General features: G+C 68.6%; 12 protein-coding genes. 4 read left to right on the top strand and 8 right to left on the bottom strand.

Annotated features, from left to right (window positions below):
• Positions 1 to 17: 17 nt before the first annotated feature.
• The 7 genes from rlmD to surE form a co-directional block, all read right to left on the bottom strand.
• Positions 18 to 1,406 carry a 23S rRNA (uracil(1939)-C(5))-methyltransferase RlmD gene (gene rlmD / locus CAL29_RS12860; RefSeq protein WP_094853404.1) on the bottom strand — a complete coding sequence of 463 codons (1,389 nt, stop codon included), beginning with the start codon at positions 1,404 to 1,406 and terminating at the stop codon, positions 18 to 20.
• Between the two features lie 135 nt (positions 1,407 to 1,541).
• A complete protein-coding gene (locus CAL29_RS12855; RefSeq protein WP_094853403.1) occupies positions 1,542 to 2,300 on the bottom strand; it encodes a TorF family putative porin in 759 nt (252 codons plus the stop codon).
• A gap of 524 nt (positions 2,301 to 2,824) precedes the next feature.
• Positions 2,825 to 3,469 (bottom strand): hypothetical protein, encoded by a 645-nt coding sequence (locus tag CAL29_RS12850; protein WP_094853402.1) that lies wholly within the window; start codon positions 3,467 to 3,469, stop codon positions 2,825 to 2,827.
• A gap of 134 nt (positions 3,470 to 3,603) precedes the next feature.
• Positions 3,604 to 4,383 carry a 3'-5' exonuclease gene (locus CAL29_RS12845; protein ID WP_094853401.1) on the bottom strand — a complete coding sequence of 260 codons (780 nt, stop codon included), beginning with the start codon at positions 4,381 to 4,383 and terminating at the stop codon, positions 3,604 to 3,606.
• A complete protein-coding gene (locus CAL29_RS12840) occupies positions 4,380 to 5,285 on the bottom strand; it encodes a peptidoglycan DD-metalloendopeptidase family protein (protein ID WP_094853400.1) in 906 nt (301 codons plus the stop codon). Before CAL29_RS12840 ends, CAL29_RS12845 begins: the two co-directional genes overlap by 4 nt.
• 17 nt (positions 5,286 to 5,302) lie before the next feature.
• Positions 5,303 to 6,142, bottom strand: coding sequence for a protein-L-isoaspartate(D-aspartate) O-methyltransferase (locus tag CAL29_RS12835; RefSeq protein WP_179284002.1), 840 nt, complete (start codon positions 6,140 to 6,142; stop codon positions 5,303 to 5,305).
• The gene (gene surE, locus CAL29_RS12830) at positions 6,127 to 6,888 is read right to left on the bottom strand and encodes a 5'/3'-nucleotidase SurE (RefSeq protein ID WP_094853399.1); all 762 of its coding nucleotides are present in this window, start codon (positions 6,886 to 6,888) and stop codon (positions 6,127 to 6,129) included. The genes CAL29_RS12835 and surE overlap by 16 nt, the downstream gene beginning before the upstream one ends.
• 127 nt (positions 6,889 to 7,015) lie before the next feature.
• Between surE and plsY the strand changes: the two genes are divergently transcribed.
• On the top strand, positions 7,016 to 7,663 hold the full coding sequence (gene plsY / locus CAL29_RS12825; RefSeq protein WP_094853398.1) for a glycerol-3-phosphate 1-O-acyltransferase PlsY: 648 nt from the start codon (positions 7,016 to 7,018) through the stop codon (positions 7,661 to 7,663).
• On the opposite strand, the gene tsaD is transcribed toward plsY, so the two are convergent.
• Positions 7,660 to 8,700, bottom strand: coding sequence for a tRNA (adenosine(37)-N6)-threonylcarbamoyltransferase complex transferase subunit TsaD (gene tsaD, locus CAL29_RS12820; RefSeq protein WP_094853397.1), 1,041 nt, complete (start codon positions 8,698 to 8,700; stop codon positions 7,660 to 7,662). The genes plsY and tsaD overlap by 4 nt on opposite strands.
• A 148-nt stretch (positions 8,701 to 8,848) precedes the next feature.
• Between tsaD and CAL29_RS12815 the strand changes: the two genes are divergently transcribed.
• From CAL29_RS12815 to queD, 3 genes are all read left to right on the top strand, one after another.
• The gene (locus tag CAL29_RS12815) at positions 8,849 to 10,141 is read left to right on the top strand and encodes an NCS2 family permease (RefSeq protein WP_094853396.1); all 1,293 of its coding nucleotides are present in this window, start codon (positions 8,849 to 8,851) and stop codon (positions 10,139 to 10,141) included.
• A gap of 149 nt (positions 10,142 to 10,290) precedes the next feature.
• The gene (gene queE / locus CAL29_RS12810; protein ID WP_094853395.1) at positions 10,291 to 10,923 is read left to right on the top strand and encodes a 7-carboxy-7-deazaguanine synthase; all 633 of its coding nucleotides are present in this window, start codon (positions 10,291 to 10,293) and stop codon (positions 10,921 to 10,923) included.
• Between the two features lie 28 nt (positions 10,924 to 10,951).
• Positions 10,952 to 11,395, top strand: a complete 444-nt coding sequence (gene queD, locus CAL29_RS12805; protein ID WP_094853394.1) for a 6-carboxytetrahydropterin synthase QueD — start codon at positions 10,952 to 10,954, stop codon at positions 11,393 to 11,395.
• The last annotated feature ends 12 nt before the right edge of the window (positions 11,396 to 11,407 follow it).

The raw sequence follows: 11,407 nt of genomic DNA, 5'->3' as shown, positions 1-11,407 counted from the left end.
AGCGCGGTCCGGAAACCTTATGCCGCGGCCTGCTGCTCGGCCAGCAGCCGTTTCTCCGCCGCCTGCTTCTGCGCCGCCAGCACGCTTTCCTCGTCCAGCGATTCGAACACGGCGATGGACTCGACGTGGCCCGTATGCGGGAACATATTGATGACGCCCGCGCTGCGCAGCACGTAGCCGCCTTCATGCACCATGATCGCCGCGTCGCGCGCCAGGGTGGCCGGATTACAGGACACGTAGACGATGCGGCGCGGCCGCTCCTGCGGCGTTAGCAGCGCCAGGGCTTGCGCCACCGCCTGCGCGCCCTCGCGCGGCGGATCGATGAGCATGCGGTCGAAATAGCCCAGGCCGCGCAGCCACTTCACGTCCACCTCGAACAGGTTGAGCGTGGAGAAACTCGTCGTCGCGCCCAGGCCATGGCGCCGCGCCGCTTCCATCGCGCGGTCGGTCAGCGCCTTGCTGCCCTCCACGCCCACCGCCTCGCGCGCCAGCGTCGCCAGCGGCAGCGTGAAATTGCCCAGGCCGCAGAACAGGTCCGCCACGCGATCGGTCGGCTGGACCTCCAGCAGCGTCAAGGCGCGCGAGATCAGGGCCCGGTTGATGGCGTGGTTGACCTGCGTGAAGTCGGTGGGCTTGAACGGCATGCGCAGCCCGAACTCCGGCAGCGAATACGCCAGGGCCTCGGCGTGCTCGCGCTCCAGCGGATGACAGGTGTCCGGCCCCTTGGGCTGCAGCCACCATTGCACGCCATGGTGCGCGGCGAACGCGCGCAGGATGGCGATGTCGTCGTCGGTCAGCGGCTCCAGGTGGCGCAGCACCAGCACGGTGGCCACGTCGCCCACGGCGACCTCGATCTGCGGCATGTGGTCGGGCTGCGACATGCCGGCGATCATGGCGCGCAGCGGCATCAGCAAGGCGGCCACGTGCGGCGGCAGCACATGGCACTCGCGCATGTCGGCCACGTAGCTGCTCTTGCGCTCGTGGAAACCGACCAGGACGCCGCCCTTCTTGAGCACCAGGCGCACCGACAGGCGGGCGCGGAAACGGTAGCCCCAGGTGGGGCCGTGCAGCGGCGGCAGCACGCGCGCGGGGCGCAGCTTGCCGACGTGCCAGAACGTGTCCTCCAGCGAGCGCTGCTTGATGGCCACCTGGGCCGAGGGCTCCAGATGCTGCATGGCGCAGCCGCCGCAGACGCCGAAATGCGGGCAGCGCGGCGCGACGCGCTGCGACGACGGCCGCAGCACGTCGACGGTGCGCGCGATTTCGTAGGACGGCTTGCGGCGCACGGTTTCCACGGTGACCTGTTCGCCGGGCAAGGCGCCTTCGACGAACACGACCTTGCCGTCGCGGCGGGCGATCCCCCGGGCTTCCAGATCCAGGGATTCGATATCGAGAACTTCGGCCATTAATTAAGCATCCAGATGACATTTCAAAGCAGGCCGAATTATAGGGTGGGACGGAAGCCGAAAAGACAACGCCCGCCGGTGAAGGCGGGCGTTGGCCCCTTGGGAGCTGGCGGACTCGGGTCCGCTCGGAAATCGTCAGAAAGTGCGCTGGATGGAAGCCAGCAGGCCCAGGCGGCCCGCGGGGTGGCCGTACTTGGTGTTGTACCAATTGTCCTTGGAGGCGCCGACCGCGGCCAGGCCGAAGACCCAGCCCTTGATGTCCTTGGTCACGCCCAGCTTGTAGTCGACGTAGTGGCTCAACTCGTCGCCATCGGTGTCGGTCGAATTCTTCAGCTTCTGGAAGCCGACGTGGCCCACCAGGCCCCAGCCGTCGCCCAGGTCGAAGTTGGCCGAGGCATCCAGGTACCAGGTGCCCTTGGAGTTCGGCGTGCTGAAGAAGTCGCCGGGGGTATAGGAATACTTCAGCGAGTAGTTGGCGTAGCTGCCGCCGATATAGAGATCCGTGTTGTTGTAGTTGCCGCCCTTGGGGGAACTGGACCCCGGGTAGTAGTAGTGCAGCACGCCGACGTCGAGGCCGAAACCATGGCCGACGTCGCCCTTCCAGCCGCCGTAGAAATCCATTTCCAGGTTGCCGTCCGTATAAACGGAGCTGGACACGTTGGAGTTCCAGTTGCCCAGGTAGAAGCCCGACGAGTGCGTCAGGTCCAGGCCCAACTGCGCGGCCGGGCGGAAGTCCGTCTGCGAATAGCCGCGAAAACGGTAGTCGTTGGTCACCGTGGCATTGCCGCTCAGGGAAAAGCCGGCCCCCAGGTCGGTGGCGTCCGCGGCATCGGCCGTGCCGGCGGTCAGGCAGGAAGCCAGGGCAAAGGGTACAGCGAGCAGCGTCTTCTTCATGGTTCGGATCCTGGTGAGAGAACAAGTTGAGACTTGGAAACGGCGGCGGCGCGGGCCCCCATCCGTCGTGCTTGGAAACTGCCGTACAAGCCAGCGAGGTCCTCTGCGGCGGTCTCCCCTCCTCCAGAAGACGCCGGACCGGACTGGCCCTACTTTCCTGAAAGCACGATCCATGCCAACTTTTTCACTTGGTTAAGAATCTGACCAAATCATTCAATACGCACCACATTGGTGCCATTTAGTGTGCATCGACGAATTTTTTTCGCACGAAAATGAAAAAATGCCCCCACGCCGCGCGGCTGCACCGCTTGCTGCCCCCCGAGGGGGCGCTTTTCATCTTGGGGCGGCCCGGCGATGAAAAATGCCCGGTCCGGCAAGCCGGATCGGGCATTTCGCGGTGCAGGCGCCGCGTCCCGGGATCTGCGAACTTCCGGGACGCGGCGTGGGAAGCCGCCCTGCCGCCGCCGGCCGGAGGGTTACCCCCCGGCCGGCATGGCGGCGTCAGGCGTGGTGTTGCGGGACGATCAACCCGCCGGCTTGTCGGCCGGCGCCGGGGCGCCCGCGGGCGGGGGCGGCGGACGGTGGCCGGCGGGACCGCGGTGCTCCTTGCGGTCCGCCTCCCAACGCGCCTGGCGCTGCTTGACGAACTGGGTCACCTGCCCGCGCTGGGTGTCGTTCAGGCTATCCCAGACGGCCAGCCACTTCTGCTTGACCTGGTCGACCTGGCCCTGGAACTGCTGGCGGCTCTGGTTTTCCTGGTCCATCAGGGCGTGCGGGTCCAGCTTGCCGGCCTTGATCTGCTCGTCGAGCAACTGGTGGCGGCTGCGGCCGGCCTCGTGCATGGACTTGCCCAGGTCGCGCTGGGCATCCTGCGCCGTCTTGAACAGGCCTTGCTGGTCGGCGTTCAGCTTGAGCTGGTCGACTTCCTGCTTGCCGATGGGGCCCAGGCCGGGGATCCAGAGGGAGTCGCGCATGCCCTCCCAGCGGCGGTGTTCGCCGGGACCGGCGTGCGGGCCCTTGCCGGCGGGACCGCCGTGCGGCGCCGTGGCCGCGGGCGCGGCGGCGGGCGCATCAGTGGCGGCGGCGGCCAGGGCCGTGCCGGACAGGGCGCCGGCGGCGAGGGTCAGCGACAGGCCGGCGATGATAGGACGAAGTGCGAATCGGGACATCTTGGTCTCCTGTGGAGTGGGAACGCGAGACCATTGTCTGTCCTGGCGGATTACGAGTTGGTTTCTTATCCGAGGATGATTATTTCAGTCGGTTGCGAAATTGGGGGTTTTCGCCCGGATTTCGCAATCCCTCCTCAATTCGCGTCCCAGGCGGCCAGGTATTCGCGCCAATGCGGCGCCGGATTGTTGGCCAGCGACTCGCGCACCAGCGCGATTTCCTCGTCGTAGGAAACCCGGTCCAGCTCGCCGCGCAGGAAGCGCCAGCGGCAATAGACCAGCCAGGTGTTGACGACGTCGGTTTCGCAATAGGCGCGCACCTCGTCGGCGCGCCCCTGGCACCACGATTCCCACACCTTGCCGCCGTCCATGCCCAGCTTGCCGGGGAAGCCGCACAGCTTGGCCAACTGGTCCAGCGGCGCGTTGGCGCGGCCGTTGTACTTGGCCAGCACGTCCATCAGGTCGACGTGGCGGGTGTGGTAGCGGCCGATGTAGTTGTTGAACTTGAACTCGCGGTCGTCCTCGCCCATGTCCCAGTAGCGCGGCGCCGGGACGCCATGGATCAGGCTGCGATAGTGCAGCACGGGCAGGTCGAAACCCGAGCCGTTCCAGCTCACCAGCTTGGGCGTGTAGCGCTCTATGGTCTTGAAGAACTGCGCCAGCAGGGCCGGCTCCCCATCGTCGGGATTGCCCAGCGTGCGCACGCGAAAGCCCTGCTCGTCGCGGAAGACGCAGCCGATCACCGCGACCTGGTGCAGGTGCAGCGGCAGGAAATCGCCGCCGGTGGCCTCGCGGCGCGCGGCGAAGGCGCGCTCCGCCACCCCCAGGTCCGGCACCTCCGGCCCCCAGCCGTTGAGCCGCCGCAGACCCTGCACGTCCGGCAGGGTCTCCAGGTCGAAGACCAGGGTCGGCGTCATCGCGGCGGCAGGTACTGCAAGGGATCGACCGGCGTGCCCTGGCGGCGGATCTCGAAGTGCAGGCGCGGCGAAGCGGCGTCGGTCTGGCCGATCTCCGCCACCTTGGCGCCGCGCTTGACCTCCTGGCCGGTCTTCACCAGCAAGGCGCGGTTGTGGGCGTAGGCGGTGATGAAGCCGTTGTTGTGGTTGATGATGATCAGGTTGCCCAGGCCGCGCACGCCGTTGCCGCTGTACATGACCTTGCCGTCGGCGGCCGCCGTGACGGGATCGCCGGCGTTGCCGCCGATATCGATGCCCTTGGTGTTGGCGTTGAAGGTCTGGATCAACTGGCCGCTGGCGGGCCAGGCCCAGTTGATGATGCTGGCGTCGGCCGCGCGCGAGGGCTTGGGCGTCTCGGGCACCGAGGGCGGCGGCTGCGTCGCCGGGGTGGTGGCGGGCGGCGCCGCCGGCGTGGCCGGTTGCGGCTGCTCGCCCGGCGGCGGCAGCGGCGTGGGCTCCGTGCTCTGCTCCGAAGGCTTGAGGACCGGGCGCGACCCGACGGGAGCGGCGGCGGCCCCGGCCGTCGGCGCGGACAGCTTGAGCACCTGGCCGACGGACAGGACGTTGGAGTCGCTCATGCCGTTCCAGTGCTTGAGGGTGTCCACGTCGACGCCGTTGGCGCGCGCGATCTTGTACAGCGTATCGCCGGGCTTGACGACATAGGTGCCGCCGGGCGCGCCGCTGGCCGCCGGCGTGGGCGGCGCATTGGTCAGGTCGACCACGGGCGCGCGCGGGCCGGTCGTGCAACCGGCAAGAACCACGCAGCCGCACAGGGCCGCGTAGATGACGCTGCGTTGCGCGCGCATGAAGGAAGCGCCCGCGAAATGACTGATTCCGGTCAGTGACAACTGCCCGTTGAGCATATGATTCTCCTGGTTGCTCAAGATTGTATGCCGGCCCTTAGCGGAACAAAACGCACCGCTTCCAATTCCGTTCGTTTCCACGCCGTCGCGCCGGTGCGCTCGACCAGCACCAGGCGCTGGCTGGACGTGCCCTCCGGTGCGATCAGGCGGCCGCCCGGCGCCAATTGATTCAAAAGCGCCTGCGGGATGGCGATGCCCGCGGCGGCCACAACGATAGCATCGAATGGCGCGGCGTTAGGCAGGCCCAGCATGCCGTCGCCATACGTTAGCCGCACCCGCGTATTCAGGCGCAGCGAGCGCAGGTGATCGCGCGCCAAATCAAAAAGCCCGCGTATCCGTTCAATGGCGAAAACGTCCCGCACGACGTGCGACAGCACGGCCGCCTGGTAGCCGCAGCCGGCGCCGACCTCCAGCACGCGGGTCGGCGCGCGCCCGTCGCAGACGGCGGCGATCATGCGCGCCACCACCCACGGCTGGGAAATGGTCTGCGAATGGCCGATCGGCAAGGCGGCGTCGTCGTAGGCGCGGCTGGCCAGGGCCTGGTCGACGAAGATGTGGCGCGGCACGGCCTCCATGGCGGCCAGCACGCGCTCGTCGCCGATGCCCTGGTCGCGCAGCCGCTGCACCATGGCCGAACGCAGGCGGGCGGAATTCAGGCCCAGGTTGCTGGCCGGGCTGCGCGCAACGGGCGCGGCCGCGGGCCGCTGCAACGTGGCCGACGAAATCCGCGTATTGCTGTTGGCGGGCGTCACGCCCTTGGGCGCCTGTCCGTGGCTGCCCGCGCCCGCGGCCGCGCGGCTGCGCGCCGGCCCCGGCTGGGCCGCCGGCGCCGCTTGCGGGTTCACCGGCTTGCGCATAACGGCTCCGCCCAGGTCCGCACCGGGTCGAGTTGCCCCTGGTGGGTGAGATCCAGGCGCAAGGGGGTGATGGAAACCTTGCCTTCGGCGACGGCGTGGAAATCGGTGCCCGGCGTCGCGTCGGCGGCGCCGCCGGCCGGGCCGATCCAGTAGACCGTATCGCCGTAGGGCGTGGCGGTGCGCACGACCGGCTCGGAGGGATGGCGCTTGCCCAGGCGGGTAACCGACCAGCCGGTCATGGCTTCCAGCGGGCGATTGGGGAAATTGACGTTCAGCAGCACCGGCGCGGCCAGCGGCCGGGCGATCTGGTGTTCGACCACCCGGCGCGCCATGGCGGCGGCCGCGTCCAGGTTCTCCCAGCCTTTTTCGGCCAGCGAGAAGGCGATGGCGGGAATGCCGAACAGATACCCCTCGGTCGCCGCGGCGACCGTGCCGGAGTACAGGGTGTCGTCACCCATGTTCGCGCCGTTGTTGATGCCGGACACCACGAGATCCGGACGCGCCGGCACCAGGCCGCCGGTCAGGGCGACGTGGACGCAGTCCGAGGGGGTGCCGTTGACGTACAGGAATCCGTTGGCCGCCTCGCGCACGGACAAGGGCCGGTTCAGCGTCAGGGAGTTCGACGCGCCGCTGTGGTTGACCTCCGGCGCCACCACCGTCAATTCGCCCAGCCCCCGCAACGCCTCGACCAGCGCCACCAGGCCGGGCGCCGTATAACCGTCGTCGTTGGATACGAGAATCCGCATTGTGCTTCCAAAAGAAAATAAAGCGCCGGAGCGCGTCGAATTGTACCCGCTGCGCACCCCGGACGCCGGCCCGCGATGCGACCGAGGGAGTAGAATCCGCGGCTGTCGCCCTTACGGAAACATACACATGGTGCAGGAACCGCATTCCTTCTTGTTCAGCCTGGGCCTGGTCCTCCTGGCTTATGTGATCGGGTCCATCCCTTTCGCGGTCGTGGTGAGCAAGCTGATGGGGCTGCAGGATCCGCGCAGCTATGGCTCCGGCAACCCGGGCGCGACCAACGTGCTGCGCTCCGGCAGCAAGACGGCGGCCGCGCTGACGCTGGTGGGCGACGCCGCCAAGGGCTGGTTCATGGTGTGGCTGGCCCAGCGGCTGGGCACGCCCTCGTTGTCCTGGAACGTGGTGGCCCTGGTGGCGCTGGCGGTCTTCCTGGGGCATCTGTTTCCGCTGTTCCTGCGGTTTCGCGGCGGCAAGGGCGTGGCGACCGCGCTGGGCGTGCTGCTGGCGATAGAACCGCTGCTGGCCCTGGCCACCGTCCTCACCTGGCTGATCGTGGCCGTGTTCTTCCGCTATTCGTCGCTGGCCGCCCTGGCCGCGGCGGTCTTCGCGCCCTTCTACTACATCTTCGGCAGCGGCCTGGCCTGGTATGCGCAGGCGCCCCTGAGCGTGGCCATCATCATCATCGTGCTGCTGCTGATCGTGCGGCACCGCGCCAACATCACGCGGCTGCTGAACGGCACCGAATCGCGCATCGGCGAGAAGAAGAAGGCGACCTAGCAGGCCGACACGTCCGCCAGGTCCCAGCGCGGGCGCACCGTGAAGGCATGTTCGTCGCGCCGCAGCGTGACCAGCCCCGCCTTGACGCGCTCGGCGGCGGCGAAGGCGATCATCGCGCCGTTGTCGGTGCATAGTTCCAAGGGCGGGAAATAGGCCCGCGCCTTCAGGCGCGGCAGGGATTGCGCCAGCCGCGCGCGCAGGCGCTTGTTCGCCCCCACCCCGCCGGCCACCACCAGCCGCTTCAGGCCGGTCTGCTTCAGGGCCTTTTCCGCCTTGGCCGCCAGCACGTCGACGATGGCGGCCTGCGTCGCCGCCGCGAGATCGGCGCGCGCCTGCTCGTCCAGCGCGCCGCCGTCCTTTTCGGCGGCCTTGACCCGCGTCAGCACCGCCGTCTTCAGGCCGCTGAAGCTGAAATCCAGGTCGCCGCTGTGCAGCATGGGACGCGGCAGCTCGAAGCGGCCGGCGTCGCCCCGTTCGGCCATCGCCGCCAGGGCCGGACCGCCTGGGTAGCCCAGGCCCAGCAGCTTGGCCGACTTGTCGAAGGCCTCGCCCGCGGCGTCGTCCAGCGTCTCGCCCAGCAGTTCGTAGCGGCCGACGCCGTCGACCCGCATCAACTGCGTGTGGCCGCCGGACACCAGCAGGGCCACGAAGGGAAACTCGGGGCGCGGGTCGGCCAGCAGCGGCGACAGCAGATGGCCTTCCAGGTGATGGATGGGGATGGCGGGCAGGTCGCGCGCCCAGGCGAAGGCCTGGGCCACGCTGGCGCCGACCAGCAGCGCGCCGGCCAGGCCGGGGCCGGCGGTGTAGGCCACGGCGTCGACGTCGGCCACGCCCAGCCCGGCGTCGGCCAGGGCCTTGCGGGTCAGCGGCAGCACGCGCCGCACGTGGTCGCGCGACGCCAGTTCCGGCACCACGCCGCCATACTCCCGGTGCATGGCGATCTGGGTGTGCAGGGCGTGCGCGAGCAGGCCGCGCGCGGTGTCGACCACCGCCACGCCGGTCTCGTCGCAGGAGCTTTCGAAGCCGAGAATGATCATGATGCGCCGGAGTTTACCTTGCGGCGGCGGGGGAAAGGCCGGGCCGGCCGGGAAGCGGGGCGATACGATACGCACGTTGCCTATCGCCGGGAATATCCGTACCATCGCGCCCGGCCCCAGGGATGGCGTAACCACAGACGGAGAGAAGATGCTGGAAAGACTGTTTCACTTGCGCGCGCACGGCAGCGACGCGCGGACCGAAGCCGTGGCCGGCCTGACAAGCTTCCTGACGATGTCCTACATCATCTTCGTCAACCCGACCATCCTGTCGAGCACCGGCATGGACCGCGACGCGGTCTTCGTCGCCACCTGCCTCGCCGCGGCCCTGGGCACGCTGGTCATGGCGCTGCTGGCGAACTGGCCCATCGGCCTGGCGCCGGGCATGGGCCTGAACGCCTTCTTCGCCTTCACCGTGGTCAAGACCATGGGATTCAGTTGGCAGCAGGCCCTGGGCGCCGTGTTCATCTCGGGCATCATCTTCCTGCTGCTGACGGTCACCGGCATACGCGCCTGGCTGGTGCGGGGCATTCCCAACTCGCTGCGCAGCGCCATCGCCGCCGGCATCGGGCTGTTCCTGGCCATCATCGCCCTGTCGAATTCCGGCATCGTGGTCGCCCACCCGGACACCAAGGTGACGCTGGGCAACCTGCACGCCCCCGGCCCGCTGTTCGCCATCCTCGGCTTCTTCATCATCGCCACGCTGGACGCGCTGCGGGTGCGCGGCGCGATCCTGATCGGCATCCTGGCGGTGACCGTGCTGTCCATGCTGCTGGGCCTGAACCAGTTCAAGGGCATCTTCTCCGCCCCGCCCAGCCTGGCGCCCACCCTGCTGCAACTGGACATCCGCGGCGCCCTGCACGGCGGCCTGTTCCACGTCATCCTGGTGTTCGTGCTGGTCGAGGTCTTCGACGCCACCGGCACCCTGATCGGCGTCGCCAAGCGCGCCGGCCTGGTCCCGGAAGGCAAGCCCAACCGGCTCGGCCAGGCGCTGTTCGCCGACAGCGCGGCCATCGTCGCCGGCTCCATGCTGGGCACCAGCAGCACCACCGCCTTCGTGGAAAGCGCCTCCGGCGTGCAGGCCGGCGGCCGTACCGGCATGACGGCCCTGGTGATCGCCCTGCTGTTCCTGGCGGCGCTGTTCATTTCGCCGCTGGCCGGCTCGGTGCCGCCCTACGCCACCGCCCCCGCCCTGCTCTACGTGGCGGGCCTGATGATGCGCGAACTGATCGAGGTCAACTGGAACGACGTCGCCGAAGCCACCCCGGCGGCCCTGACCGCCCTGGTCATGCCCTTCACCTACTCCATCGCCAACGGCCTGGCCTTCGGCTTCATCAGCTACGTGGTCCTGAAGACGCTGACCGGCCGGGCGCGGGAGATCCACGCGGCGACCTGGCTGGTGGCCGCGCTGTTCGTCGTGCGGTTCGCGTTTTTTCCGGCGTAGCGTTCTTCCCGGCGTCGCGTTCATCGCCGGCCGACGGCGCCGGACTCGACGCGGATAGGGTCGTTCCCGGGGACGGATCGCGGGGGCGCCGGGAAAAATGGCGCAAGGCTTGCTAAAATAATCGGTTCGCCCCGTTTTTCCGCTTCGCCATGACCTACGCCGCCAAAGAGATTTTCAAGACCCTGCAGGGGGAAGGCGCCCAGGCCGGCCGCGCCGCGGTGTTCTGCCGCTTCGCCGGCTGCAACCTGTGGTCGGGCCGCGAAAGCGACCGGGCCGGCGCCGCCTGTACCTTCTGCGATACCGATTTCGTCGGCACCGACGGCCCCGGCGGCGGCAAGTTTTCCACCCCGCAGGCGCTGGCGCGGACCCTGGCCGCCACCTGGGGGCCGGAACGCGATCGGCGCTACGTCGTCTTCACGGGCGGCGAGCCCCTGCTGCAGCTCGATGCCGCCCTGCTGGACGCGGTCCACGCCGAAGGCTTCGAGGTGGCCATCGAAACCAATGGCACGCTGCTGCCGCCGCCCGGCATCGACTGGATCTGCGTCAGCCCCAAGGGCACGGCGCCGGTGGCGCTGCGGGCGGGCAACGAACTGAAGCTGGTCTATCCGCAACTGGACGCGCCGCCGGAATCCTTCGCCGGCCTGGACTTCGAACATTTTTTCCTGCAGCCCATGGACGGCCCGCAACGGGTCGCCAATACCGAGCGCGCCGTGCGCTACTGCACGCAGCATCCGCAATGGCGGCTCAGCCTGCAAACCCACAAGTACATAGGCATTCCATGATCACCGCCCCCCAGGCCCGGAGCCTGGCATGATTTCCGTCACCCGCAAGCTGGAGTTCGACGCCGGCCACCGCATTCCCGACCACCGCAGCCAGTGCCGCAATATGCACGGCCATCGCTACGTGCTGGAAATCACGCTGCAAGGCGACGTGGTCAACACGCCGGGCAGCTCCGACAACGGCATGCTGATGGATTTCTCCGACATCAAGGCCATCGCCAACAAGGAGCTGGTGGAGCGCTGGGATCACGCCTTTCTCGTCTATGCCGGCGACCGGGCGGTGCTGGATTTCCTGCAAAGCCTGCCCAATCACAAGACGGTGGTGCTGGACCGCATTCCGACCGTCGAAAACCTGGCGCGCATCGCCTTCGAGACGCTGGCGCCGCACTATCACAGCCATTACGGACTGGACCTGCGCCTGACGCGGGTGCGCCTGTACGAAACGCCCAATTGCTGGGCCGACTGCGACGGCTGAGCCGCGCCGCGC

Source organism: Bordetella genomosp. 10, from assembly GCF_002261225.1.
Classification (GTDB): domain Bacteria; phylum Pseudomonadota; class Gammaproteobacteria; order Burkholderiales; family Burkholderiaceae_B; genus Bordetella_C.
This window is presented reverse-complemented; position numbering and strand designations above follow the sequence as displayed.